This is a genomic window from Micromonospora sp. KLBMP9576 (assembly GCF_050941805.1).
Lineage (GTDB): Bacteria > Actinomycetota > Actinomycetes > Mycobacteriales > Micromonosporaceae > Micromonospora.
Genome location: NZ_CP194567.1, coordinates 2,048,450 through 2,073,029 on the forward strand (window position 1 = coordinate 2,048,450; position 24,580 = coordinate 2,073,029).

Here is a 24,580-nt window from a genome sequence, read left to right on the forward strand (position 1 = left end):
GGTCAGTGCGCGGTGGCCTTCCAGTAGCCGCCGAAGTAGACGCGCTCCCTGGGGAAGCCGCGTTCGGTGCACAGGTGCCGGCGGACGGTGGTGACCATCGTGGATTCGCCCGCGACGAAGGCGTACGGCGTGCCGGGCGGCAGGGCCAGCTCGCGTAGCGTGCGGATCATCGTGGCACTGCCGCCCGCCGGTGCGTCGTCGCGGTGCAGCCAGGTCAGCGTGACCCCGGCGGGCGTGTCCACCTCGATCCGGTGTTGCGCGGACCCGACCTCGAGCAGCGCGATCGCCCGGGTCCACGGCGGCATCGCCTCGACGGCCGCGGTGATCGCCGGCATTGCGGTCTCGTCGCCGACCAGTAGCTGCCAGTCGGTGTCGGCGGGCGGTGCGTAGGCGGCGCCGTCGCTGAGCAGGCCGATCCGGTGGCCGGGGGCGGCGTTGCGCGCCCAGGCGGAGCCCGGCCCGCCGTCGCCGTGGAGCACGAAGTCGATGTCCAGCTCGCGCCGCTCGGTGTCCAGCCGCCGGACGGTGTAGTTGCGGACCACCGGCCGCTGCTCCTCCGGCATGGCCTGTAGGGCGGGCCACCACTGGGCGGAGTCCGGCAGGTGCAGCCCGGCGTCGGGGGCGGGGGCGAGGAAGATCCGTGCCAGGTGGTCCGGCCCGTCGTAGCCGAAGCGGTCGATCTCCGCGCCGGTGAGGGTGATGCGGCGCAGGTGCGGCGTGAGCGGCCGGTTGGCGACGACCTCGGCGAGCATCGGCCGCCTGATCGTCCCGGCCTCTACCGGAATGGTCCCGACGGTCATGGTCTCGCTCCTTCGTGGACGGTGGGTCGGCCCGCGCCGGCCGTAGTTAGGCTAGCCTATCCTGCCTTAGTCGGGTTCCGAGCCGCGGTGCTGAGCGATCCGGTGGCGGGCGTTGGTCGGAGGTTGGCTGGTGGGCGGGCTGCCGGGGCGTACCCGCGATCGAGAGGGCCCGGTGCGGGTGTTAGGTTAGGCTCCCCTTACCAATGGAGTTCAGCCCCATGCGCTCACATCGCTTCCTGGCCGGGGCCGTCGCCCTGGCCGCCACACTGGCACTCACCGCCTGTGGCGGGTCGTCGAAGGCCGAGGACGCCGCCGCCGGCGACAGCACGGCAGCGTTCCCCGTCACGATCACGCATGCGCTCGGCACCACGACGATCAAGGAGAAGCCGCAGCGGGTGGCGACCGTGGCCTGGGCGAACCACGAGGTTCCGCTGGCCCTCGGCATCGTGCCCGTGGGGATGGCGAAGGCCAACTTCGGCGACGACGACAACGACGGCGTCCTGCCGTGGGTCACCGAGAAGCTCAAGGCGCTGGGCGGCACCGCGCCGGTGCTGTTCGACGAGAACGACGGGATCAACTTCGAGGCGGTCGCGGACACCAAGCCCGACGTCATCCTCGCCGCCTACTCCGGGCTGACCCAGCAGGACTACGACACCCTCAGCAAGATCGCCCCGGTCGTCGCGTACCCCAAGGCGCCCTGGGCCACCGCGTGGCGCGACACCATCAAGCTGGAGAGCCAGGCCCTCGGCCTGGCGAAGGAGGGCGACGCGCTGATCGCCGACTTCGAGAAGCAGATGGCCGACGCCGCCGCGAAGCACCCGCAGCTCGCGGGGAAGTCGACGATGTTCATGACGCACATCGACCCGACCGACCTCAGCAAGATCGGCTTCTACACGACGCACGACACCCGGGCCCAGTTCTTCACCGACCTCGGCATGAAGGTCCCGGCCGGCATCGCCACGCTCTCCGCCGGCACCGACAAGTTCACCCTGACCCAGAGCGCCGAGCAGATCCAGGTCTTCGACGACGTGGACATCATCGTCGCGTACGGCGACGACAAGCTGCTCGCCGCCGCGCAGGCCGACCCGCTGCTGTCGAAGATCCCCGCGATCAAGCGTGGCTCGGTGGTCATGCTCTCCGGCACCACGCCGCTGGGCACCGCGGCCAACCCCACGCCGCTGGCCATCCCGTTCGTGCTGGACGACTACGTCGCGATGCTCGCCAAGGCCGCCGACCAGGTGTCATGACCCGGCTCGACCCGCCCGCCGTGCCGGACGTCGCCGCACGGCGACGTCCGGCACGGGTACGCCTGCTGTGGTTCCTCGTCGCCGTCGCCGTGCTGCTGGCGTTCATGGTGGCGTCGGTCGCGCTGGGGTCCCGCAACGTCGGCTGGTCCGACATCCTCGCCGCGTTCCAGGGCGCGGACGAGACCATGGAACAGGCCGCCGTCACGAAACGGATCCCGCGGACCCTGCTCGCCGTGACCGTCGGCGCGGCGCTCGGCCTGGCCGGCGCGGTGATGCAGGGGGTGACCCGCAACCCGCTGGCCGACCCCGGCATCCTGGGTGTGAACATGGGCGCGTCGCTCGCCGTGGTCACCGGCATCGTGGTGTTCGGCCTCTCCACGGCGGCCAGCTACCTCTGGGTCGCGATCCTCGGCGCCGCGGTCGCTGCCGTCTTCGTGTACGCCGTCGGCTCCCTCGGGCGCGGCGGCGCCACACCCCTCAAGCTCGCGCTCGCCGGCGCCGCCACGTCCGCCGCCCTCGCGTCGCTGATCAGCGCCTTCGTGCTGCCCCGCAACGACGTGGCCGGCAACTTCCGTTCGTGGCAGGTCGGCGGGGTCGGCGGCGCCAGCTACGACGGCATCCGGCAGGCCCTGCCGTTCCTCGCCGTGGGATTCGCGATCTGCCTGCTGTCGGCGCGCGCCCTGAACTCGCTCGCGCTCGGCGACGAACTCGCGGCCGGGCTCGGCGAGCGGGTCGCCGTGGTACGCGGCCTCGCGGCGTCCGGCTCCGTGCTGCTCTGCGGCGCCGCGACGGCCGTCGCCGGACCCATCGGGTTCGTCGGCCTGGTCGTCCCGCACGTCTGCCGCCTGCTCGTCGGGCTGGACCATCGCTGGCTGCTGCCGTTCTCCGCGCTGCTCGGCGCGTCGTTGCTGACCGCCGCGGACGTCGTCGGCCGGGTGGTGGCCCGCCCGGCGGAGATCGACGTGGGCATCGTCACGGCGCTGATCGGCGCCCCGTTCTTCATCTACATCGTCCGCCGGCAGAAGGTGCGCGAGCTGTGAGTGCCACGACCCTCGAGGCCGTCACGCGCGGCCGGATCCGCCGTACGCGGCGGCGACTCGTCGTGCTGGTCGGGCTCGCCGTCCTCGTGGTCGGCGCGTTCGCCGTCTCGCTGATGGCGGGACGCACCTTCTACCCGCCGGCCGACGTCCTGGCGGTGATCGCCGGCGAGGACGTCCCCGGTGCCTCGTTCACGGTGGGCACGCTCCGCCTGCCGCGCGCGGCCCTCGCGGTCCTGGCCGGGGCCTGCTTCGGGATCGGCGGCGTCACCTTCCAGACGATGCTGCGCAACCCGCTCGCCAGCCCCGACGTCATCGGCATCAGCTCCGGCGCGAGCGCCGCGGCGGCCTTCGCGATCGTGACGCTGCACCTCGGCGAGGCGGGGGTCTCCGCCTTCGCGATCGTCGCCGCGCTGGTGGTGGCGCTGGTCATCTACCTCCTGTCGTTCAAGGACGGGGTCGCCGGCACCCGCCTCGTCCTGATCGGCATCGGAATGGCCGCCATGCTCGACAGCGTGACCGCGTACGTGCTGACCCGGGCCGCCGAGTGGGACCTGCAGGAGGCCATGCGCTGGCTGACCGGCAGCCTCAACGGCGCCACCTGGCGGGAGACCGTGCCGGTGGCCCTCGCCGTGGCCGTCCTGACGCCGGTGCTGCTGGGCCAGGCCCGCAACCTCTCCATGATGCAGCTCGGCGACGACACCGCGGCGGCGCTCGGGGTCCGCCTGGAACGCACCCGGATCCTGGTCATCGTCGCGGCGGTGGGCCTGATCGCCTTCGCCACCGCGGCGACCGGGCCGATCGCCTTCGTGGCCTTCCTCTCCGGGCCGATCGCCGCCCGGATCGTCGGCCCGGCCGGATCGCTGCTGCTGCCCTCCGCGCTGGTGGGCGCCCTGCTGGTCCTCGTCGCCGACTTCATCGGCCAGTACGCCTTCGACACGCGCTACCCCGTGGGCGTCGTCACCGGGGTGCTCGGCGCGCCCTACCTGATCTACCTGCTCATCCGTACCAACCGCGCGGGAGGCTCGCTGTGACCACCACCCACACGCTCGCGGTCGAGAGCCTCACGCTCGGCTACGCCGACCGCGTCGTCGTCTCCTCGCTCGACCTGGTCGTGCCCCCGGGGAAGATCACGGCGATCGTGGGCGCGAACGCGTGCGGCAAGTCGACGCTGCTGCGATCGATGTCGCGGCTGTTGGCGCCCCGCGCCGGCCACGTCCTGCTCGACGGCAAGCAGGTGCACCGGCTGCCGGCCAGGCAACTGGCCCGTACCCTCGGCCTGCTTCCCCAGGCGCCCACGGCGCCCGAGGGGATCACCGTGGCCGACCTCGTCGGTCGCGGCCGCAACCCGCACCAGCGCGTGTTCTCCCGGTGGAGCAGGCAGGACGACGCCGCCGTGGCGGCCGCCCTGGACGCGACGCAGACCGCGGAGCTCGCCGACCGCCCGGTCGACGAGCTCTCCGGCGGCCAGCGGCAGCGGGTGTGGATCGCGATGGCCCTGGCCCAGCAGACGGACCTGTTGCTGCTCGACGAACCGACGACGTTCCTCGACGTCAGCCACCAGGTCGAGGTCCTGGACCTGCTCACCGACCTCAACCTGACGCGTGGCACGACGATCGTCATGGTGCTGCACGACCTCAACCTCGCCGCCCGCTACGCGGACCACCTCGTGGCGCTCGCCGGCGGCCGGGTGCACGCCGCGGGCGAGCCGGCGCAGGTGCTGACGCAGGAGTGCGTACGCGCCGTCTTCGGCCTCGAGAGCCAGGTCATCGTCGACCCGACGTCGCAGAAGCCGCTGATGCTGCCGATCGGCCGCCACCACGTCGGGACCGGCGCGAAACCCGGCGTCGCCGCCGGCGCCTGACGCGACCGGCCCGTACGGGCCCCGGCGCCGCGCGGAATTAGGGCAGGCTAACCTGTCCCCTGATCGCTGGGAGGGCGCGGCTCGTGCACACATCATCCTTCGTTCCCGCAGAGCTCCGATGACGGTGCCGGGCGACGGGACCAGCGGCGCGGCGGTGCTGCGTCGCGCCCTGCGCCGCCACCGCGCCCGTCTGGTGGCGGGCGTCGCGCTGCTCTGCACCCACCAGGCGACCGAGGCCCTCGTGCCGGTGGCGATCGGCGTGGTCATCGACCGCGCGGTCGCCACCGGAGACCTGCGCGCGCTGCTGTTCTCGCTCGCCGGTCTCGCGGCCCTCTTCACCGTCCTCGCCTTCGCCTACCGCTCCGGCGCCCGCCTGTCCTACGCCGCCCTGGAGCAGGAGGCGTACGCCCTGCGGGTGGAGATCGCCGGCAGCGCCCTCGACCCGCGCGGACGCCGCTCCGGGATGCGCGACGGCGAGCTGCTCTCCGTCACCGCCTCCGACGCCGAGCTGTCCGCGCTCGTCGTGCGGGTCGCGGGGCTCGCCGCCGCCGCGCTCACCGCCGTCGTGGTCGCCGCCGTCGCGCTCCTCGTCGTCGACGTCCCGCTCGGCCTCGGGGTGCTCGTCGGGGTGCCCCTGGTGGTCGTCGCCCTGCAGCGGATGGCGCCCCTGCTCACCCGGCGCAGCGCCTCCCAGCAGGAGGCCCTCGCGGCCACCACCTCGCTCGCCGTGGACCTCGTCACCGGCCTGCGCGTGCTGCGGGGCATCGGCGCGCAGGACCACGCCGCCCGCCGGTACGCCGCCGCCAGCCGCCACGCCCTCGACGTGACCCTGCGCGCCGCCACCACCAAGGGCCTGCACCTGGGGCTCACCACCACCGTGAACGGCCTCTTCCTGGCGGCGGTGGCCGGCGTCGCCGGCTGGCTCGCGCTGCAGGGCCGGCTCACCATCGGGGAACTGGTCGCCGTCGTCGGGCTGGCCCAGTTCATCGCGGAGCCCGTGCAGACGCTCGGGTTCTGCGTGCAGTTGTTCGCCATGGCCCGCGCCTCCGCGGGGCGGGTCGCCCGGGTGGTCGGCGCCGCGCCGCTGACCCGGCCGGGCACCGCCGGGGCACCCGCCCCGGCACCGACACGGCTCGCTCTCGACACCGTCGGCTACGCCGGGCTCGACGACGTCAGCCTGCGCGTCGGCGCCGGCGAGGTGCTGGGCGTGCTCGCCTACGACCCGGGGGAGGCCGAGGCGCTGGTCGCGCTGCTCTCCGGCCGGATACCCCGGGAGGACTACCGGGGCACGCTCTATGTCGACGGCGTGCCCGCCGAAGAGCTGCACATCGACGCGGTACGCGGCACCCTGCTGGTCGAGCAGCACGACGTGGCGCTCTTCGAGGGGACGCTGCGCGAGAACCTCGCCGCCGGCGCCGACGTCGACGAGACGCTCCTGCGGGCGGCGGTGCGCGCCGCGGCGGCCGAGGACGTGCTCGCCGCGCACCCGCACGGCATCGACCGCCAGCTCACCGAGCGGGGCGCGAACCTGTCCGGCGGGCAGCGGCAACGCATCGGGCTGGCCAGGGCGCTCGCCGCCGACCCGCCGGTGCTGGTGCTGCACAACCCCACCACGGCCGTCGACGCGGTGACCGAGGTGCAGCTCGCCGAAGGGCTGGCCGGGGCCCGCGCCGTGGCGGCCCGCGGCACGCTGCTGGTCACGAACAGCCCCGCTCTGCTGCGCATCACGCACCGGGTGGCCGTCATCGACGGCGGGCGGGTCGTCGCCGAGGGCCAGCACGAACAGTTGCTCGCGAGCGACGCCCGCTACCGGGAAGAGGTCCTGCGGTGACCGACGAACCGAACACGGCCGGCGTACCGGCCCGGCAACTGCTGCCCACGGCCACCCCCCGGCAGACCTGGGCCGCCCTGCGCGCCGAGTTCGCCCGGCTGCCCGGGCTCAGCGCCGCCGCCGGGACGTTGCTGGTCGCCGCCGCCGCGGCCGGGCTCGTCGCCCCCTGGGTCCTCGGCCGCCTCGTCGACGACGTCATCGCCGCCGCCGGCACGCCACGGATCGTCGCCTGGGCGGGGGTGATCGCCGGCGCCGCGCTGCTCGCGGGGCTGCTCACCGCCGCCGGCGCCGCGCTCGCCGCCCGGCTCGGCGAGACCGTGCTGGCGCGGCTGCGTGAACGGGTCCTCGACCGCGCCCTGCACCTGCCGTCGGCCACGCTCGAACGCGCCGGCACCGGGGACCTGGTGGCCCGCGCCGGCGACGACGTGGCCGTGGTGACGAACGTGATCGCCACCAGCGGGCCGGCCTTCCTCGGCGCGCTGCTGTCCATCGTGCTGACCGCGTTGGGGCTCTTCGCCCTCGACTGGCGCCTCGGCCTCGCCGGGCTGGCCGCCGCCCCCGCGTACGCGCTGGGGCTCTACTGGTACCTGAAGCGGTCGGTGCCGTACTACGCGCGCGAGCGGGTGGCGACCGGCGAGCGCTCCCAGGCCATGGCCGGGGCGCTGCACGGCGCGGCGACCGTACGCGCCTACCGGATGGAAGACGCCCACGTCGCCCGGATCGCCGACCGCTCGGCCGCCGCCCGTGACCTGTCGCTGGAGATCTTCGGGCTGCACACGCGCTTCGGGCTGCGGGTCAACCGGGCCGAGTTCGTGGGGCTCGCCGCCGTGCTGCTCGCCGGGTTCCTGCTGGTCCGCGACGACCTGGCCACCGTCGGCGCGGCCACCACCGCCGCCCTCTACTTCCATCGCCTCTTCAACCCGATCGGGCTGCTGCTGCTGCAGTCGGACTCCGTACTGCAGGCCGGCGCGAGCCTCGCCCGCCTCGTCGGCGTCACCTCCCTACCCGACACCGCCGCCCCCGACCGCCGCGCGCCCGTCCGCGCGCAACCGGCGCCGGCGGAGGCCGCACCGGCAGCGCTGGAGGTCGTCGTCGACCAGCACCGCTACGACGACGGACCCGTGGTGCTCAAGGACGTCGCCCTGCGGCTCGCCCCCGGCGAACGCGTCGCTCTCGTCGGGGCCAGCGGGGCGGGCAAGAGCACCCTGGCCGGCATCGCCGCCGGGATCGTCGCCCCCACACACGGCACGGCGCGGCTGCGCGGCACTGCCCTGGCCGAACTGGGCGAGCACCGCGTGCGCCGCGAGATCGCGCTGGTCAGCCAGGAGGTGCACGTCTTCGCCGGGACCCTCGGCGACGACCTGCGTCTCGCCGACCCGGACGCGACCGACGCCGAGCTGACGGCCGCCTGCGATCTCGTCGGCGTCACCGGCTGGCTGCGCACCCTGCCCGACGGCCTCGACACGCGGGTGGGGGAGGGCGGTCGACGCCTCACCGCCGCCCAGGCCCAGCAGCTCGCCCTGGCCCGCCTCGTCCTCGCCGACCCCGCCGTCGCGGTCCTCGACGAGGCCACCGCCGAGGCCGGCAGCGCGGGCGCGCGCGACCTCGACCGCGCCGCCGTGGCGGCCACCGAGGGCCGCACCACGCTTGTCGTCGCCCACCGTCTCAGCCAGGCGGCCACCGCCGACCGCGTCGTCGTCCTGGAACACGGGCGCGTCGTCGAGCACGGCACGCACGACGAGCTGCTGGCGGCGGGGGGCGGCTACAGCCGGCTGTGGCGGTCCTGGAGTGCGCCCGAGGCCGTGGCCCGCCCGGGCGGTGCGGAGTTTCCCGCTCCCCGGCGGCGCGGCGTGCCGGCGGGCCAGGACAGCTAGGCCGTCGACGCGGTCGCCAGGCGCAGGCCGAGGGCGACGAAGGCGACCGCGCAGACCTGGTTGATCCGCCGGGGCCGGGCGCCAGGGCCGTCGCGGCGCGGGCTGTGAGGTGCCTCCCTCGCCGGCCTTCGACCGCGTCACCGGCGCCGGTCGGAGGGGATGATCCGCCAGGCGACCAGCGCGGCCGCCACCAGCAGGACGGCGGCGATGGCCGAGGTGACCTGCATGCCGTGGGCGAAGGCGTCGCGGGCGGCGGCCAGGATCTGGGCGCCGTGCCCGTCGCTGCCGGCCAGGGCGTGGGTGCCGGCGGCCAGCGAATCGGTGACCGCCTGCCGGCTGGCGCCGCTCAGGCCGGTCAGGTCGGGCAGGCCGGCGCGGTAGAGCACGGTGTGCAGGGTGCCCAGCAGGGCGATGCCCAGCGCGACGCCCAGCTCGTAGGACATCTCGGAGATCGCCGAGGCGGCCCCGGCCCGTTCGCGGGGCACCGCGCTCAGGATCGCGTCGGTGGACGCGGTGAACGCGATCCCGATCCCGAGCCCGGTCAGGATCAGGCCCACGGCCATGCCGGTGTAGCCGGGGGCGCCCTCGGCCACCGCCAGCACGCTGAGCCCCGCCGCGGCCACCAGCAGCGCGGCGGCAAGGGCGTGCCCCACGCCGAGCCGGGTGATGATCCGGACGGCGACGAGCACCACCGCGATGGAGGCCAGCGTGGCGGGCAGTTCCCGCAGCCCCGCCTGCAGGGGCGAGTGGCCGCGGACCAGTTGCAGGTACTGGGAGAAGAAGAACAGCAGCCCGCTGAAGGCGAAGATGGCGATCAGCGAGGCCAGGACGGTGCCGGTGAACGCCGGCCGGGCGAAGAGCGTGATGTCCACCAGGGGCGTGCGCAGGTTGCGCTGGCGGCGTACGAACACCACCGCGGCACCCACCGCCAGGGCGGCGGCGAGCAGGCCGACCAGGTCGACACCGGACTTGGCGGTGTGCTTCACCGCCCACACCAGGGGCACGATCGCGGCCACCGACAGCACGGCGCTGAGCAGGTCGAAGCGCCCGGGCGTGGGGTTGCGCGACTCGGGCACCAGCAGCGCGACGGTGACCAGCACCAGCAGCATGATCGGCAGGTTGATCACGAAGACCGATCCCCACCAGTAGTGCTCGAGCAGTGCCCCGCCGACCAGCGGGCCCAGTGCCGCGCCCCCGGAGGCGCCGGCCGACCACACCGCGATGGCGCGGGTGCGCTGGGCGGGGTCGGTGAAGACGTTGCGCACGATCGACAGGGTCGAGGGCATCAGCGTCGCCCCGGCCACGCCCAGCAGGATCCGCGCGACGATCAGCCAGCCGGCGGTCGGCGCGAACGCGGCCAGCAGCGAGGCGGCGCCGAAACCGGTGACGCCGATCAGCAGCAGCCGCTTGCGGCCGATGCGATCGGCCAGGGTGCCCATGCTGATCAGCAGGCCGGCCAGGGCGAAGGAGTAGGCGTCCCCGATCCACAGCACCTGGGTCGCGGTGGCCCCCAGGTCGGCGGTGAGCGCCGGCATGGCCAACGCCAGCACGGTGCCGTCGACGGCCAGCAGGGTCACCGCCAGGGTGAGTGCCGTCAACGCGGCCCACTGGCGGCCGCCGGCCCGGACGGGCCGAGGGGGCGTCGGCGTGGGGCCGGCCGGCGGGGCGGGTGTCGCGGACGTCATGCCGCCACGTTACCGACTGTATGGTCGGCTCTGCAAACCATTTGGTCGGCCGTAGGATCGAGTGGCGGCGGGCGGATGCCGCCGGGGGACAAGCCGGGAGGCACGGGTGCGAGGTCGGGAACGGGACACGGCGAGGACCCGCCGGGTCGTGCTGGACGCCGCCGCGAAGGTGGTCGGCACACACGGCTCCGGCGCCAGCGTGGACGCGATAGCCCGGCAGGCCGGGGTGTCCAAGGGTGGGCTGCTGCACCACTTCCGCTCCCGCGACGAGTTGCTGCTCGCGGTGGCCGAGGACCTGGCCGAACAGTTCGCCGCCTCGGTGTACGCGGCGGTCGACCCCCGCGACCACGCCCCCGGCCGCCTGGTGCGCGGCTACGTCAACGCCACCTTCGACGACCTGCTCGACGAGGCCCGGGTCCCCGAACAGGCCGTGCTGGCCGCCACCCTCTCCGCGGTGCCCGGGGTCGCGCGGGTGCTGCAACGGGACAAACAGCGCTGGAAGGAGGCGTTCGACGCCGACGGGCTGCACCCCCAACGGGTCCTGCTCATCACCCGGGCGGCGGACGGCGCGGCCATCGCCGGCCTGTACGAGGGCGGCAGCCACCCCGAGGAACTCGGCCACGCCCGTCGGCTGCTACTGGCCCTCAGCCGCCACGAGGGGCCCCTGCTGGATCTCTGACCGCAGGGGCCCGGGGGCGGCTCAGCCCTGCTGCTCCGGGCTCGCGCGTCGGGGGCAACCGAAGACCGCGTACGCGGCGAGCCCGGCCACGGCGAGGGCCACCGCCACCGCCGTGCTCGTCGCGTCGTTGGGCTGTCGCATCATCCAGCCGAGCGCCTGCCGGGCCGGCTCGGTGCTCGGTTCGGCGACCGTCACCGCCGCCAGCGTCCACACCAGGGGCGGGATCCAGGCCCGTGCGGCGCCGAACAGCACGGCGGCGAGGGCACAGAGTCCGAGCAGGCCGACGCCGTCGCGCGCGACCAGCCACAGGGGCGCGAACCGTGCCCCGGTCGGCCAGGCGGCCAGCGGCACCACGACGACCAGCGCGGCGGCGAGCAGGAGGTGGCCGGCGCGGCGCAGCGGCCACCGGACCGAGCCGGTCGTCTCCAGCCCCTCGTCGGGCGCGGCGAGGGCCGGGGTGAGCGCGACGCCCATCAGCAGGGCGGTGAGCGCGGTGAGCCGGTCCGGAATGATCCGGTCCGAGCCGAAGGCGAGCCACAGCGCCCACGTGGTCACGGGCACGGCGACGGCGATGGCGACCGCCGCCGGCAGCCGCCGGGAACGGGCGTACAGGTAGGCCCACCTCATGCCCGGGCCTCCCCGGCGAGGACCGGATACAGGTCGCCCCGGCACTCCAGCGCGGCGCGGCGCAGCGCGGCCACGCGCCGGACCTGCTCGTCCTGCGGCAGCGCGGTCAGGTTCTGGTAGAGCCGCTGTTCCAGTTCGTCGCGTTTCTCCATGCCCGACTCGGTCCAGCGGGCGGGCGGCTGGCCGCGCAGCCAGGCGCCGGCCACCGTGCGGGCGACGCCGTCGCGCAGCCATCCGTCAGGGTCGGCGTCGCCGGTGAACGGGCAGAACGAGGTGCCGGCGCCGTGCAGCAGCTCGGTGAGCAGTTCGTCGCCGGTGGCGTAGAGCCCGCCGGACGGGTCGAGGAAGAGCGGGAAGAACAGCGTGTCGGCGGGTTGTGGTGTCGCCGGCGGCTCCTCGCTCGCCGGCCCGATCCGGTGGATGCGCTCGATCGCACTGGTGGGGGCGTCGGGCAGCTTCGCCAGCGCCGCGAGGCTCGCCCGGGCCGGGCCGACGACCTCAGGCAGCGTCGCGGCGTGCACCCGGGTGACGCAGACGCGGGGCTCGCCGTCGGCGCAGACCAGGGCGGCGGCGCCGTGGTCGAGGGTGTAGGCGGCCCTGGATCCTCCCGCCGGCAGCAGCGGCACGGCGAGGGCGCCCGCCACCAGGGCCGGGACCACCGCGAACGCGACCTGGCGCGGTCGCCCGACGACCAGCAGGCCGGCGGCGGTCAGGGTCAGGCCGACCAGCCACAACGCCTGGCCGGCGTGGACGCGACCGAGAATGACGGAGAAGTCGTCGGTGCCGTCCAGGATCGGATCGAGCAGGGCGGCGCCGGGGAGCCGGTCGTCGACGCCGCCGGTGACGAACATGCGCGTCGCGACGATGGCCCCGGCGGCGACGACGGCGGCAGCGGGCGCGACCACGGGATGGGGCAGCGCCCGCCCGAGGGCCAGACCCAGCCAGGCGGCGGCGACCAGGGCCACCGCGCCGACCGCGACCGTCTGCGGCAGCCCGGGCGGCAGGTGCGTGGCGGACGGGGCGACCCGGACCGCGCCCACCGCGAAGGCCAGCAGGTACGCGGCCAGCGCCGTGACGCCCAGCGCGCACGCCGCGACGAGTCTGCGTTGCGCGCCGGGCCGGGGCGTGGTGGAGAGCAGCTCGTCCATCCGCCAGCGGCGTTCCCGCCGGCCGTACCAGGCGCCGCCGGCCAGCGCCAGCGGCACCAGCAGCACCAGTCCGAGCCGGTGCTCGCTGGCCAGGGCCGTCCAGCGGCCCGAGTACGTGTTCGCCATCACCAGGTACGCCGCCTCGACGGCCAGCAGCAGCAGCCCGACCCCCGGTGCGGCCGAGCGCAGCAGCTCGATGCGCAGGATCCGGGTCATCGGACCGCCTCCCCGCGACGCCGGCGCAGCAGCGCCGTGTAGCCCCGCTCGGCGGGACTGTCCCCGGCCTCGTCACCGCCGCCCTCGGCGATGAGCTGCTGCGGGGTGCCCTGCCAGGCCAGCCGCCCGTCGTCGATCAGCACGACCGCGCCGCAGGCCGCCACCACGTCCTCCACGAGGTGCGTGGAGACCAGTACGCAGGCGTCCGCGCCGAGGTCGCGCAGCAGCTCGCGGAAGGCGACGCGCTGCTCCGGGTCGAGGCCCACCGTCGGCTCGTCGAGCAGCAGCAGCTCCGGTGAGTTGACGATGGCCTGGGCGATGCCCGCCCGGCGCAGCATCCCGCCGGAGAGCGTCTTGAGCCGGGCGTCGGCCCGGTCGGCCAGGCCGACCCGGTCGATGGCGTGCTGCACCGCACCGGGAACCTCCCGGCGTGGCATCTCCTTCAGCCAGGCCATGTACTCCACGAACTCCCGCACCGTGAAGCGCGGGTAGTAGCCGAAGTGCTGCGGCAGGTACCCGAGCGCGCGGCGCACCTCACGCAGCCCGCCCGGGCCGGCGGCCGAGCGGCCGAGCAGCCGCAGCTCCCCCGTGGCGGGCGGCACGACAGTGGCGAGCGCCCGGATCAGCGTCGTCTTGCCCGCCCCGTTCGGCCCCAGCAGCCCGTGCACGCCGACGCCGAGTGTGAGGCTGAGCTCCTGGACCGCCATCCGGCGTCCGGCCCGCACGCACAGCCCGTCGGCCGCGACCTGCCAGGCGTACGTCGTCGCCGCCACCTCGGCGGCGTCCACCGTGCGCGTCATCGTGGCACCACAAGCCTCTCCCTACTGTCGGTCGCGGCCGCACCGGACGCGGTACCGCTGACATCCCGCTAGACGACGCGCCGCGCGGTTCGGTTCTCGGCCGGGACGGCGACCGGGCCGCGAGCGGGTCGCCGGCCGCGCCGTGACGGCCCCGTATGCTCGGCCGTCGGCGCCGCGCGGACGTGGGGTGACCGACGCCACGGCGGATGCGAGCGGGGGAGGAGAACCGGATGCGGGTGACGCGTCGTCCTTCCCCACGTGGACCCAGCCATGACTGACGAGCAACTGTTGCGCCGGGTGGCGCGCGGGGACCGGGCGGCCTTCGACGAGCTGTACCGGCGTACCTCGCCGTGGCTGGCCGCCCGCCTGCGGCGCCGCTGCGCCGACCCGGACCTCGTCGCCGAGGTGATGCAGGACACCTACCTGGCGGTGTGGCGGGCCGCCGGTTCGTTCGCCGGTGTGGCCGGGGACGGCAGCGGCGCCGGCTGGTTGTGGAGCATCGCCGGGCGACGGCTCATCGACGGGTTTCGTCGCCGGGCCCGGCAGCAGGCGGTCCCCGTCGCTCCGCCGCCCGCGCACGCGCGTGCGGCGGAGGACGAGGCGCTCGACGGCGTCCTCGGCGACGAGATGAGCACCGCGCTGCGGGACCTGGCACCCGAGCTGCGCGCCGTGCTCCAGGCGATGGTCCTCGACGGGTTCTCCGTGCGGGAGACCTCGATCCTGCTCGGGGTGCCCGAGGGCACGGTGAAGACACGGGCCCGCCGGGCCCGCCTCGTCCTGCGGGAGGCGCTGTCATGACCACGCATCCGTCGACGGCACTGCTGTCGCGCTACGCCGACCCCGACGCCGCACTCGACGATCCGGCGCTGTGGGCGGTGGAGTCACACCTGGACGACTGCCCGGCGTGCCGGGCCCGGCTCCGTGACCTGATCACCGAGCCCGCCAGGCAACTGCTCGCCGAGGTCCACACGGCCGTCGCCGGCGACGTGGCCCGGCACGGGCGGCCAGCCCGGCACCGGCCCTGGTTGGCGTCGGCGCGACGCTGGGTCAGGTGGGCCTGGCTGCCCTGGCTCGGTACGGCGAGCGCCGCCCTGCTCACCGCGTTCCTCATGCAGTACCAGTTCCCGCAGGCGCCCTCGCTGGTGCTGCTGGTGGCACCGGTCGCGCCCCTGGTGACGATCGCCGGCGCCTGGAACCGCCGCAGCGACCCCGCCTGGGAGATCGTCGCGACGACCCCGAGGGCGGGGCTGCCGTTGCTGTTGCGGCGCACCCTCGTCGTCCTGCTCGGCCTGGTTCCCGTGCTGCTCGTCGTGGGCGGGCTGGCCGGTCAGTCACCGGCGCGGTGGCTGTTGCCGTGTCTCGGCTTCACCGCCCTGACGCTGCTGCTCGGCGCGCGCATCGGCGTCACCCGCGCCGCCCTGGTGCTCGGCACCGGATGGCTGCTGGCGGTGCTGCTGCCGGCGCTCGTCGTGGCGCGCCTGCCGGTGCTGCTGACTCCCGCGGGCACGCCCGGCTGGCTGGCGGTGACCGCCGTCTGCGTGGTCGCTCTCGCCGTGGTGCGCGACCGGTACCGCCGGATCGACGGCTGGCGGTGAGCCGCCCGTAATCCGGTCGACACCGGGACATGCTCGCCGCCAGACTGGCCCGTGAGCGACGCGGGCGGCGCGGTGTTCGCGAGCCGTGCTCAGGAAGGGTGCTGATCACTCTCTCCGGGCGGTCGGCCGCGCCGCCCCGCGCCGGCCGGTCATCGACCCGCGTCAGGCCCGCGACGCCCGGGCGCCCCGGCGCGGCAGGTTGCCGGCACCGTCCGTGAGCTGGAGAAACTCGCCGTCGGACGGCTCTGGTGGCACCACGTCGCGTGATGGGACGCGCATCGTGGGAGCATGATCCACAAGGCACGACAGTCGAATGTGGATGGAGATCGGGTAACCATGAAGAGAGTGTTCTCGACGTTGATGGCACTGGCGACCGCCGCGACGGTCATGACGGTCGGCGCACCCGCCGCCCAGGCGGCCGGCTCCTGCTCGGGCACGATCATCTACAGCCAGGTGCAGTCGTCGGGCCTCGGCGAGCTGGTGATCTACTACAACAGCAGCAGCGGGGGCACCAACAGCGCCTGCTTCTACCATCGCGGCGCGGCCTACGGAAAGTCCGCGCCCACCCTGGTGCAGATCTACCGCTGCGCCGAGCGGTCGGGCGAGGGCGCGCACTGCACCCGTTCGGGCAGCGCGGACACCGACTCGGGTGACTTCAGCTACCAGGCCGGCCCGGTCGGCGTCACCGGCACCGCGAACTACTGCGTCGAGGCGTTCGGCCACATCGGTTGGGGTGGCCAGCGCCACCAGATCTACAGCCGGCGGCAGGGCTGCTGACCACGCCCACCCCGATCGGACCCCGGGCGCGCACGGGGTGACGACGCGCGGGTCGGCCCCCGCCTGACCGGGTGTCGCCGGACGGCGCAGGGCCACCAGCCCGACGGTGATCAGGACCCCATGGACGTCGACGCGGCGAGCAGACGTCCATGGGGTCCTGATCACGACGCGTACCCCGGCGCGGGCGCTCTTGCCCCCATCGATCGAGCGGTGGTGCAATCCCACCTGATCACGTTCCTCCACCGCGCTGGGAGTCCGCCGTGACGACGCACGAGGTCCTCAACCAGGTTCCGCCGCTGGTCGGTCACGACACGGCCGACGACCCGGCCCTGCTCGACGGGCTCGACCGGGAGGGCGCCGGCTGGGCCGCCGCCGAGCTGCACGAGCTGGGCCGCCTCGCCGGCGGCGAGGCGGCGATCGAGCACGGGCGACTGGCCAACGAGCACCCGCCGCTGCTGCGCACCCACGACCGGCACGGGCACCGCATCGACGAGGTCGAGTTCCACCCGTCGTGGCACGAGCTGATGCGGGTGGCGGTCACGCACGGCCTGCACGCCGCGCCGTGGGCGGACGACCGGCCGGGCGCGCACGTGGCCCGCGCCGCCAAGTTCCACACCTGGCGCCCCGACGCCGGGCACGGCTGCCCCATCTCGATGACCTACGCCGCCGTCCCGGCCCTGCGGCACGCCCCGGAGTTGGCGGCGCGCTACGAACCGCTGCTCACCGCCACCGCGTACGACTTCGGGCTGCGCCCGCCGCTGGCCAAGCGGGGCCTGCTGGCCGGCATGTCGATGACGGAGAAGCAGGGCGGTTCGGACGTGCGCGCCAACACCACCACCGCCCGCCCCGACCCGGACGGCACCTACCGCCTGCACGGGCACAAGTGGTTCACCTCGGCGCCGATGTGCGATCTGTTCCTGACCCTCGCCCAGGCGCCGGGCGGGCTCACCTGCTTCCTCGTGCCGCGCGTCCTGCCGGACGGCACGCGCAACCCGATGCGGCTGATGCGACTCAAGGAGAAGCTCGGCAACCGGTCCAACGCCTCGGCCGAGATCGAGTACGAGCACGCGGTCGCCTGGCGGGTCGGGGACGAGGGCCGCGGCGTGCGCACCATCCTCGACATGGTCAACCTGACCCGTCTCGACTGCGTCATCGGCGCGGCGGCCGGGATGCGCCAGGGCGTCACCACCGCCGCCCACCACGCCACCCACCGGCGGGCCTTCGGCCGGTACCTCGTCGAGGCGCCCCTCATGCGCAACGTGCTCGCCGACCTCGCCGTCGAGTCGGAGGCCGCCACCGTCCTGATGATGCGCCTCGCCGGGGCGACCGACCGGTCGGCGCGCGGCGACGCCGGCGAAACCGCGTTCAAGCGCCTCGCCCTCGCCGTCGGCAAGTACTGGGTCTGCAAGCGCTGGCCGGGCCACGCCGCCGAGGCCCTCGAATGCCTCGGCGGCAACGGCTACGTCGAGGAGTCCGGCATGCCGAGGCTGTTCCGCGAGTCACCGCTGAACTCGATCTGGGAGGGCTCCGGCAACGTCGCCGCGCTGGACGTGCTGCGCGCCCTCACCAGGGAACCCGAGGTCATGGCGGCGTTCGAGGCCGAGGTCGCGGCCGCCGCCGGGGCCGACGCCCGGCTCGACGCCGCCGTACGCCGGGCGCGCGCCGAACTGGCCGACCCCGACGACCGCGAACTGCGGGCCCGCCGCGTCGTCGAACGGCTCGCCCTGGTCCTCCAGGGCTCCCTGCTGGTGCGCCACGGCCATCCCGCAGTCGCCGACGCCTTCTGCGCCTCCCGGCTCGGCGGCGACCACGGCCAGGCGTACGGGACGCTGCCCCGGGGCGTCGACCTGGCCGCGATCGTCGCCCGCGCCGTACCGAAGGTGGGCTGAGCGGGCCGAGTGCCCCCGGGCGGTGGCGTCACGCGCCCTCCGGCTCGGGCGAGTCGTGCGGCGGGTGGGCGGCGAGGAAGCTCTCGACGACCGCGCCGCTGACCGACTCGCACAGCAGGCGGTAGCCGGCGGTGGCGCCCCAGCGGCTGATGCCGACGCGGCGCCCCGGCGGGAACCGGCCATGGGAGGCGTCCCACGGCGCGGCGACGAACCTGGCGGTCCGCTCGTCGGCACCGAGCCGCGCGGCCAGCCCGCGCAGGGCCTCCACCTGGGACGCCGGCAGGTCGGCCGAGTACCAGAGCACCGTGTAGCCGTGTTCCAGGTTGTGCACCAGCACCTCCACCGGTGGCCGGTCGACGTCGAGGTAGAACCGGCGCATCGGCGCGGGCAGCTCGTAGTGCGGCCCGGACGACGGCGGCACCGTCAGGTAGGCGACGCGCGTGCCCCGCCCGACGTGCACCCCCTTGCCCGCCACCGGGTCGGTCAGCTCCGGGTCGCAACCGGCCTGCTCCCGCGCCACCCCGAACGACGCGATCGGCGCGGGCGGCGCGAGCCGCTGCCGCGCGATCGGCACCACCACCCAGCCGAGCAGGCCGACGCCCAGCAGCGCCAGCAGCCCCGCCACCCACCGGGTGGCCCGTGCCTCGCGCCCGATCGGGTCAGTCACCGCGCACCGCCCCGCCCGCGTCGGACGCCAGCGACGACAGGTGGCCCACCGTCCACTCCAGCACCGTCTCGATGCCGGGCACCCCGATCCCCGTGGCCGTGCCGGAGCTGAGCGCGATGACCCGGGAGGGCGGCACGACGCCGTGCCCGTCCGCGCGCAACTGCGCGACGTTGCGCCGCACGGCGGGCTTCTCCCACATCCGCACGTTCATCGCGGGTACGAACACCACGGGCACGGCGGAGGCCAGCACGCACGCGGTCACCAGGTTGTCGGCCATGCCCGCCGCGGCCTTGGCCAGGGTGTTGGCGGTGGCGGGCAGCACGAGTACCAGCTGCGCCCACGCGGTCAGGTCCAGGTGGGGGACACCGGGCCGGCCCGGGGGCTCCTCGACGGTCACCGGGTGGCCGGTGATCGCCGCGAGGGCCGTGGGGGTCACGAACGTCGCGGCGGCCTCGGTCATCACCACCCGCACCTCCAGGCCGAGCGCGTGCCTCATCGCCAGCAGCGACTGCGGCAGCGACATGGCGCCGCTGGATCCGCACGCGGCGACGAGGACCCGCTCGAACGGCAACGTGACACTCATCGGTGTCCACCTTCTCCTGTGGCGACGGCCGGCTCGTGGCTCGCCGGCGTGCCCGGCGACGCGTCGGCCTGGGTGTCGAGCTGGGCGTGGACCATGTCCGCGTACCTGCCGCCGCGCGCCAGCAGCTCGTCGTGGCTGCCGCGCTCGGCGACCGTGCCGCCGTCGAGCACGAGGATCTCGTCCGCGTCGCGCACCGTGCTCAGCCGGTGCGCGATGACGATCTGGGTGCAGCGCAGCGCCGAGACGGCCTGGCTCACCCGGCGTTCCGTGGCGACGTCGAGGTGACTGGTCGCCTCGTCGAGCAGCAGGATGACCGGCTCGCCGGCGAGCGCCCGCGCGATGGACAGGCGTTGCCGCTGCCCGCCCGAGAGCGCCTGGCCGCGCTCGGCGACCCGGGTGTCGTAGCGCAACGGCATGGCCTCCACGTCGGCGTCGATGGCGGCCAGCCGGGCGACCCGCCGCACGTCCGCCAGGGGCAGGTCGGGGCGGGCGAGGGCGATGTTGCGCCGGATCGAGTCCCGGAACAGGTAGCTCTCCTGGAACACCACGCCGAACTGGCGGCGCAGGGCGTCCGGTCCGATGCGCTCCAGCGGCACCCCGTCGAAGTGGATCTGGCCGCCGGTGGGCCGGTAGAGCCCGGTCAGCAGCATTGCCAGGGTGCTCTTGCCGCTGCCGGAGGCGCCCACGACGGCCACCGTCCGGCCCGGCTCGACGGTGAACGAGACGTCGCGCAGCACGTACGGGCCCGTGCCGTCGTAGCGGAAGCTGAGCCCCCGCACCTCGACCCTCCCGCGCAGCGTCGGCGCCAGCAGCCGCGACTCGTCCTCGATCTCGGGGCGGGCGGCGAACACGTCACGCAGCCGCTGCACGGTCGCGGCGGCCGACTGGAGCACCTGGGCGCTGGCGACCAGCGAGCCCAGCGGGGCGATCGCGGCCAGCGCCAGCATCTGCAGGCCCATCGCGTCACCGAGGCTCATGCCGTCGGCGAAGATCCGGTACATGCCCAGCCACAGCAGGGTCAGCGGGCCGGCGAGGCGTACGGTCGCCGCGACGTTGTCGACGACCGACGAGAGCCGGCCGCGCGCCCGGTCCACCGCCAGCGCCGCCGAGTAGCGGCTCAGCCAGTGGTCGTAGACGTGCTTCTCGGCGCCCATCGACTTGATGGTGGCGATGCCCGACAGCGCCTCGATGAGCACGCTCTCCGCCTCCGCCTGCACGGTGAGCTGGCGGTGGTTCAGGCGCAGCAGGCGGCGGTTGACCGCCGCGACCGCGCACACCTGCACCAGGCCGACCCCCAGCGCCACCGTGGCGAACCCGGTGTCGGCGGCGAGCAGCACCGCGAAGTACCCGATCACCAGCGCGCCGTCGATCACGGCGGTCAGCACCTGGGTTGTCACGATCTCCCGCAGCAGCACGCTGCTCGCCAGCCGCTGCATCAGGTCACCGCTGGAGCGCTGCTGGAAGAAGCGGAACGGCAGGCTCATCAGGTGCGCGAACAGCCGGGTCATCAGCTCGCGGTCGACCCGCGACTGGAGGTTCACCAGCAGCATGGAGCGCAGGTGCGCCAGGCCGAACTGGGTCAGGGCCAGCGCCAGCACGGCCAGGCCGAGGTACGGCAGCAGCCCGCTCTCGCGCGCCGGCAGGATCGCGTCGAGGGCTGTCGACATGGCCAGCGGCAGGGCGAGCCCGAGCAGTTGCAGGATCACGGAGACGGACAGGACGGTCCCCAGCGCGGGCAGGAACGCACGGGCCAGCCGGTAGCCGCGGCGCAGCCACGGCGTGCGGGCCGGTCCCGCCGGGTCGGCTGCCGGCGTACGGCCGGTGAACACCAGCACGGTGCCGGTGAGGAACTCGGCCGCCTCGGCGAACGGGACCGTCCGGCGACCCAGGGCGGGGTCCACCATCGAGAACCCGTGCCGGGTGCGGCCCTCCACCACGACGAAGTGCGAACCCTCCCAGTGCGCGATCAGCGGCATCGGCAGCGCCGCCAGGTCCGACGGACCCGCCCGGTAGGCGCTGGCGCGCAGGCCCAGCTCGCGCGCCGCGTCCAGCAGCGCCAGCGCGCTGACCCCGTCGCGGCCCACGCCGAGGTGTTCGCGGCACCCGGCCAGCGAGGCGCGTACGCCCGCGTGACGCAGGACCATCGCCAGGCAGGCGGCGCCGCAGTCGGCGTCGGTCATCTGGAGCACGACGGGCACCCGGCCGCGCCGCCTCACGGGGTGCCCGCCAGGGTCAGCAGCGACGGCACGCGCCGCGGCCGGGCCAGCCGCATGAGCTGGTAGCCGATCCCGGCCAGCCCGGTCATCAGCTCCGGCGAGTCGAGCCCCGCCGGGTTGGCGCAGCGCCACCCGGAGGCGGCCACGTCGCGCAGCACGCCGTCGAGGACCGCGCCGAGCGCCGCCGGGTCGGCGTCGAGCAGCAGCGGCAGCTCCAGGTTGCCGAGGTCGCCGTGGCACAGGGAGTGGTTGCGCCCGAACCCGTGCGCGTACGTCGTGCGCAGCGCCACGCCGATCTCGGCTTCGAGCCCGTCGAGGCCCGGCAGCGGGCGGCGGGCCAGCGCCTGCCGGATCCGTACCCGGGACAGTCCGATGCCCGGCGCGCCGTGGCACCAGGCGTTGCTGAGCAGGCCGGGCCGGCGCAGGTCCGCCCAGTTGCCCGAGGTCGGGTCGAACAGGGAACGGTCGAACTCCAGCGCGGCCCGGCCCGCCTCGGCGTAGCGGTCCTCGCCGGTGACGCGCCACAGCTCGAACAGCGCCACCGCCATTCCGGCGGCGCCGTGGGAGAGCCCGCCCAGCGCGGGCGCGGGACCCGCCGCGAGGAGGCGGTCGCCGAGGCGGACGGCCAGTTCGGTGGCGCGCTGCGGCCGCGCGCCGCACGACAGCACGGCGAGCACCGCGCCGGCCAGCCCGTCGACCACGTCCGTGTCGCCGGCGTCGTCGGCGAGGGCCGCCAGCCGGTCGAGCGCCAGCTCCAGGCCGGCGCGCGCGACCGGGTCGTCGCCCCACAGGGCGGCCAGGTGACCGTACGCGTAGCACAGGCCGCCCCAGCCGTTGAACGCGCCGACGGCGCCCGTGGGCCACCCGTCGGCGCGCAGCCGGTCGCCCAGCCGCCGCGCGATCCCGGCGGCCAGGTCGGTGAAGTCGCCGTGCCCGGTGACCGCACCCAGGTATCCGTAGAACAGGGCCAGGCCCGACACGCCGTCGTAGAGAGCGGGCCCCATCGGTACCGGCGTCCAGCGCGATCCCGGGGCGGGACCGAACGTGAACCAGGTCCCGTCGTGGGCCATCGCCGCGACCCGCTCGCCGATCTCGGCGGCGTGCGCCAGCAGCGCCCCCGGACCGGGGGGTGCCGCCTGCGCCGGGCCGGGACGCCAGCGCACCCGGGCGTGCGGTGCGTCGGGCATCGGGGCCAGGGACGCGAACGTGGCGCGGATGAGCCAGACCTGACGCTCCCGGTCGGGCTCGCCGAGGCCGGCGACGCGGCGCAGCGCCTCGTCCAGCGCGGAGCGGGCCAGCACGCCGGGCAGCCGCCGGGCGTCGCCCGCGCACAGCGCGCGGGAGCCGACCCTGGAGGTGAACAGCGGGATGTCCCCGGCGGCCAGGTCGGCGCGCTCGGCGGGGATCGTGGCGGCGAGGACCGGCAGCTCCTCCACGCCGACCCAGAGCCAGTCCAGCAGCCGGTCGCGGTCGAGCGCGTCGCGCAGGTGGTCGGTGTGCAGCAGCGCCTCCCGCAGCCGGGCGTAGGTGCGCGTCGGGCGCAGCACCACCCGGATCTCGTCGCCGGCGAAGGCGCGTACCCGGTCGGCGAGCGCCGTGGCGTGGCGGTGCAGCAGGTCGTACGCGTGGCGGAAGCCGGCGACGACGTCGGCCTCGTGCCCGCGCAGGTCGGCGGGGCGGGCGCCCTCGGCGACGGCTGGTTCCCCGTGCCCCACGTGTACGCCCGGTACGTGTAGCTGCATCTCGTCGGTGCCCGCGCCGAGCCACTCGGCGCAGTTGCACGCCGTCGCCTCGCCCGCCGGTTGCTCGGCGGTGGGCAGCAGGCCGACGGCGAGTACGCAGGCGGCGACGGCCTCGCCGGCGTCGGCGCGCCCGCGCCCCAGTGCCGGGGTGAACAGGGTCTCCAGGTCGACGAGCACCGGGTCGTCGCCGGCGCCGACCATGTTGCCGGGGTGGCAGTCGCTGGCGCCCAGCGTGTGCAGCAGGGCGAGCAGGCTGCCGTAGCGGCGGGCGTAGCGGGCGACCGACGCCGGTCGGGCGGCGGGGACGAACTCCGCCCAGCCGTAGCCGTCGCGCGCCAGCACGGTGATGGTGCGCAGCCCCAGGTCGGCGTCGTGGCCGTTGAGCCAGCTGAGCAGCTGCTGGAAGTGGGCGTCGACGTCGAGGTCGCGGGGTTTGTAGACCACCCGCGACCCGTCGTCGAAGCTGACCAGGCAGACCCTGCGCCCGCCCCGGTGCGCGTCGCCGGCGGGCGTGAGGCCGGTGAGCCGTGCGTGCGGGGCCACGCCGAGGGTCGCCGCGAGCGCGTCCCGGTCGGCGTGCAGCCGCCGCAGGAACTCGACGGTGGACGACGCCCAGGCGTCGACGACGGCCAGCAGTTGGCGGGCCAGCACGGGATACTCGGTGAGGAAGCCCAGCGCGGCGGGGGGCTGCGCCAGCCGGGCGAAGAAGGCGGCGAAGCGCTGCGCCGGCGTCCGCCCGGTCAGCTCGCCGCGTACACGGGCGACGTTCAGCTCGAGCACGCTCGCGCGGCTGAGCAGCCGCACCAGCTCGTCGAGCAGTTCGGCGAGGCCGAGCGTGTCGACGGTGTGCGGATCGGCGGCACCGGCCAGTTCGGTGGCCGTCTCGCGGACCCGGCGGCGGGCGTCGGCGAGGATCGGGGCGGCGATGACCAGGGCGTCGTCGAGCGGCCGTCCCGGCAGCCGTGCGGGGCGCCAGTCCTCGGGGGCCGCTGCGCCGTACAGCAGCCGCAGGCGGTGCGACCACGGCGGGGGGTGCGCGAGCCGGGCCGCGATCCGCGCGGCGGGCTCGTCGAGCAGGCGCAGCAGGACGTCCTCGTCGCACCCGTCGGCGGCGAGGCGGCGCTGCCAGGCCCCGGCGGTGGCGAAGGCCGGTGAGTCGCGCCACCGGGAGAGCCGCCAGCGGGCGCGGTCGGAGACGGGGTACGGGCCGGCCGGGTCGACCGGTACGCGCTCGGTGAGCGAGAGGGCGGGTAGGAACCCAGTGGTCATGGCCGATCCTCGGGTGCGGGCGGTGGGCCGGAGC

The 24,580-nt window shown here is 75.2% G+C and carries 20 protein-coding genes; 11 read left to right on the plus strand and 9 right to left on the minus strand.

Features of this window, described 5'->3' with window-relative positions:
- Nucleotides 1-2 precede the first annotated feature (2 nt).
- Nucleotides 3-800, minus strand: coding sequence for a siderophore-interacting protein (locus ACQ452_RS09225; RefSeq protein WP_433392222.1), 798 nt, complete (start codon nt 798-800; stop codon nt 3-5).
- Between the two features lie 203 nt (nt 801-1,003).
- On the opposite strand from ACQ452_RS09225, the gene ACQ452_RS09230 reads away from it, so the two are divergent.
- From ACQ452_RS09230 to ACQ452_RS09255, 6 genes are all read left to right on the plus strand, one after another.
- Nucleotides 1,004-2,047 (plus strand): iron-siderophore ABC transporter substrate-binding protein, encoded by a 1,044-nt coding sequence (locus tag ACQ452_RS09230; RefSeq protein WP_433392225.1) that lies wholly within the window; start codon nt 1,004-1,006, stop codon nt 2,045-2,047.
- Complete coding sequence (locus tag ACQ452_RS09235; protein WP_433392227.1) at nt 2,044-3,087, plus strand: FecCD family ABC transporter permease; 1,044 nt, start codon at nt 2,044-2,046, stop codon at nt 3,085-3,087. Before ACQ452_RS09230 ends, ACQ452_RS09235 begins: the two co-directional genes overlap by 4 nt.
- Nucleotides 3,084-4,118, plus strand: coding sequence for a FecCD family ABC transporter permease (locus ACQ452_RS09240; protein ID WP_433392230.1), 1,035 nt, complete (start codon nt 3,084-3,086; stop codon nt 4,116-4,118). The genes ACQ452_RS09235 and ACQ452_RS09240 overlap by 4 nt, the downstream gene beginning before the upstream one ends.
- Complete coding sequence (locus tag ACQ452_RS09245) at nt 4,115-4,948, plus strand: ABC transporter ATP-binding protein (protein WP_433392233.1); 834 nt, start codon at nt 4,115-4,117, stop codon at nt 4,946-4,948. Before ACQ452_RS09240 ends, ACQ452_RS09245 begins: the two co-directional genes overlap by 4 nt.
- A 118-nt stretch (nt 4,949-5,066) precedes the next feature.
- Nucleotides 5,067-6,779 (plus strand): ABC transporter transmembrane domain-containing protein, encoded by a 1,713-nt coding sequence (locus ACQ452_RS09250; RefSeq protein ID WP_433392236.1) that lies wholly within the window; start codon nt 5,067-5,069, stop codon nt 6,777-6,779.
- Nucleotides 6,776-8,653: an ABC transporter ATP-binding protein gene (locus tag ACQ452_RS09255; protein ID WP_433392239.1), complete on the plus strand. Its 1,878-nt coding sequence runs from the start codon at nt 6,776-6,778 to the stop codon at nt 8,651-8,653. Before ACQ452_RS09250 ends, ACQ452_RS09255 begins: the two co-directional genes overlap by 4 nt.
- A 137-nt stretch (nt 8,654-8,790) precedes the next feature.
- Here ACQ452_RS09255 and ACQ452_RS09260 read toward each other — a convergent pair whose 3' ends face one another.
- Nucleotides 8,791-10,338: an MFS transporter gene (locus ACQ452_RS09260; protein WP_433392242.1), complete on the minus strand. Its 1,548-nt coding sequence runs from the start codon at nt 10,336-10,338 to the stop codon at nt 8,791-8,793.
- A gap of 106 nt (nt 10,339-10,444) precedes the next feature.
- Here ACQ452_RS09260 and ACQ452_RS09265 point away from each other — a divergent pair, with 106 nt between their 5' ends.
- The gene (locus tag ACQ452_RS09265) at nt 10,445-11,017 is read left to right on the plus strand and encodes a TetR/AcrR family transcriptional regulator (RefSeq protein ID WP_433392244.1); all 573 of its coding nucleotides are present in this window, start codon (nt 10,445-10,447) and stop codon (nt 11,015-11,017) included.
- A 21-nt stretch (nt 11,018-11,038) separates the two neighbouring features.
- On the opposite strand, the gene ACQ452_RS09270 is transcribed toward ACQ452_RS09265, so the two are convergent.
- From ACQ452_RS09270 to ACQ452_RS09280, 3 genes are read right to left on the minus strand one after another with little or no spacing between them, the layout of a single operon-like run.
- Complete coding sequence (locus ACQ452_RS09270; RefSeq protein ID WP_433392246.1) at nt 11,039-11,644, minus strand: hypothetical protein; 606 nt, start codon at nt 11,642-11,644, stop codon at nt 11,039-11,041.
- Nucleotides 11,641-13,008, minus strand: a complete 1,368-nt coding sequence (locus ACQ452_RS09275) for a hypothetical protein (protein ID WP_433392249.1) — start codon at nt 13,006-13,008, stop codon at nt 11,641-11,643. Before ACQ452_RS09275 ends, ACQ452_RS09270 begins: the two co-directional genes overlap by 4 nt.
- Nucleotides 13,005-13,808, minus strand: coding sequence for an ABC transporter ATP-binding protein (locus tag ACQ452_RS09280; RefSeq protein WP_433392251.1), 804 nt, complete (start codon nt 13,806-13,808; stop codon nt 13,005-13,007). The genes ACQ452_RS09275 and ACQ452_RS09280 overlap by 4 nt, the downstream gene beginning before the upstream one ends.
- A gap of 270 nt (nt 13,809-14,078) precedes the next feature.
- Here ACQ452_RS09280 and ACQ452_RS09285 point away from each other — a divergent pair, with 270 nt between their 5' ends.
- From ACQ452_RS09285 to ACQ452_RS09300, 4 genes are all read left to right on the plus strand, one after another.
- On the plus strand, nt 14,079-14,606 hold the full coding sequence (locus ACQ452_RS09285) for an RNA polymerase sigma factor (RefSeq protein WP_433392253.1): 528 nt from the start codon (nt 14,079-14,081) through the stop codon (nt 14,604-14,606).
- The gene (locus tag ACQ452_RS09290) at nt 14,603-15,403 is read left to right on the plus strand and encodes an anti-sigma factor family protein (protein WP_433392256.1); all 801 of its coding nucleotides are present in this window, start codon (nt 14,603-14,605) and stop codon (nt 15,401-15,403) included. The genes ACQ452_RS09285 and ACQ452_RS09290 overlap by 4 nt, the downstream gene beginning before the upstream one ends.
- A 336-nt stretch (nt 15,404-15,739) precedes the next feature.
- Nucleotides 15,740-16,180 (plus strand): hypothetical protein, encoded by a 441-nt coding sequence (locus tag ACQ452_RS09295; RefSeq protein ID WP_433392259.1) that lies wholly within the window; start codon nt 15,740-15,742, stop codon nt 16,178-16,180.
- Nucleotides 16,181-16,440: 260 nt separating this feature from the next.
- Entirely contained in the window at nt 16,441-18,069 is a 1,629-nt protein-coding gene (locus tag ACQ452_RS09300; protein WP_433392262.1) for an acyl-CoA dehydrogenase family protein, read from the plus strand.
- 28 nt (nt 18,070-18,097) lie between these two features.
- Here the strand turns inward: ACQ452_RS09300 and ACQ452_RS09305 are convergent, their stop codons facing one another.
- Genes ACQ452_RS09305 through ACQ452_RS09320 form a run of 4 tightly spaced genes read right to left on the minus strand, consistent with a single transcriptional unit; the run spans nt 18,098 to nt 24,546 of the window.
- Complete coding sequence (locus ACQ452_RS09305) at nt 18,098-18,736, minus strand: DUF3105 domain-containing protein (protein WP_433392264.1); 639 nt, start codon at nt 18,734-18,736, stop codon at nt 18,098-18,100.
- Complete coding sequence (locus ACQ452_RS09310) at nt 18,729-19,319, minus strand: flavoprotein (RefSeq protein WP_433392267.1); 591 nt, start codon at nt 19,317-19,319, stop codon at nt 18,729-18,731. The genes ACQ452_RS09305 and ACQ452_RS09310 overlap by 8 nt, the downstream gene beginning before the upstream one ends.
- A complete protein-coding gene (locus ACQ452_RS09315; protein WP_433394063.1) occupies nt 19,316-21,499 on the minus strand; it encodes a peptidase domain-containing ABC transporter in 2,184 nt (727 codons plus the stop codon). The genes ACQ452_RS09310 and ACQ452_RS09315 overlap by 4 nt, the downstream gene beginning before the upstream one ends.
- A 32-nt stretch (nt 21,500-21,531) precedes the next feature.
- Nucleotides 21,532-24,546, minus strand: coding sequence for a type 2 lanthipeptide synthetase LanM family protein (locus ACQ452_RS09320; RefSeq protein ID WP_433392270.1), 3,015 nt, complete (start codon nt 24,544-24,546; stop codon nt 21,532-21,534).
- Nucleotides 24,547-24,580 lie beyond the last annotated feature (34 nt).

Coding starts and splice junctions, on each gene's coding strand:
- ACQ452_RS09230 (WP_433392225.1), top strand. CDS start 1,004: ATGGAGTTCAGCCCCATGCGCTCACATCGCTTCCTGGCCGGGGCCGTC.
- ACQ452_RS09280 (WP_433392251.1), bottom strand. CDS start 13,808: ATGACGCGCACGGTGGACGCCGCCGAGGTGGCGGCGACGACGTACGCC.
- ACQ452_RS09275 (WP_433392249.1), bottom strand. CDS start 13,008: ATGACCCGGATCCTGCGCATCGAGCTGCTGCGCTCGGCCGCACCGGGG.
- ACQ452_RS09260 (WP_433392242.1), bottom strand. CDS start 10,338: ATGACGTCCGCGACACCCGCCCCGCCGGCCGGCCCCACGCCGACGCCC.
- ACQ452_RS09235 (WP_433392227.1), top strand. CDS start 2,044: ATGACCCGGCTCGACCCGCCCGCCGTGCCGGACGTCGCCGCACGGCGA.
- ACQ452_RS09310 (WP_433392267.1), bottom strand. CDS start 19,319: ATGAGTGTCACGTTGCCGTTCGAGCGGGTCCTCGTCGCCGCGTGCGGA.
- ACQ452_RS09295 (WP_433392259.1), top strand. CDS start 15,740: ATGAAGAGAGTGTTCTCGACGTTGATGGCACTGGCGACCGCCGCGACG.
- ACQ452_RS09285 (WP_433392253.1), top strand. CDS start 14,079: ATGACTGACGAGCAACTGTTGCGCCGGGTGGCGCGCGGGGACCGGGCG.
- ACQ452_RS09250 (WP_433392236.1), top strand. CDS start 5,067: ATGACGGTGCCGGGCGACGGGACCAGCGGCGCGGCGGTGCTGCGTCGC.
- ACQ452_RS09320 (WP_433392270.1), bottom strand. CDS start 24,546: ATGACCACTGGGTTCCTACCCGCCCTCTCGCTCACCGAGCGCGTACCG.
- ACQ452_RS09225 (WP_433392222.1), bottom strand. CDS start 800: ATGACCGTCGGGACCATTCCGGTAGAGGCCGGGACGATCAGGCGGCCG.
- ACQ452_RS09315 (WP_433394063.1), bottom strand. CDS start 21,499: ATGACCGACGCCGACTGCGGCGCCGCCTGCCTGGCGATGGTCCTGCGT.
- ACQ452_RS09290 (WP_433392256.1), top strand. CDS start 14,603: ATGACCACGCATCCGTCGACGGCACTGCTGTCGCGCTACGCCGACCCC.
- ACQ452_RS09270 (WP_433392246.1), bottom strand. CDS start 11,644: ATGAGGTGGGCCTACCTGTACGCCCGTTCCCGGCGGCTGCCGGCGGCG.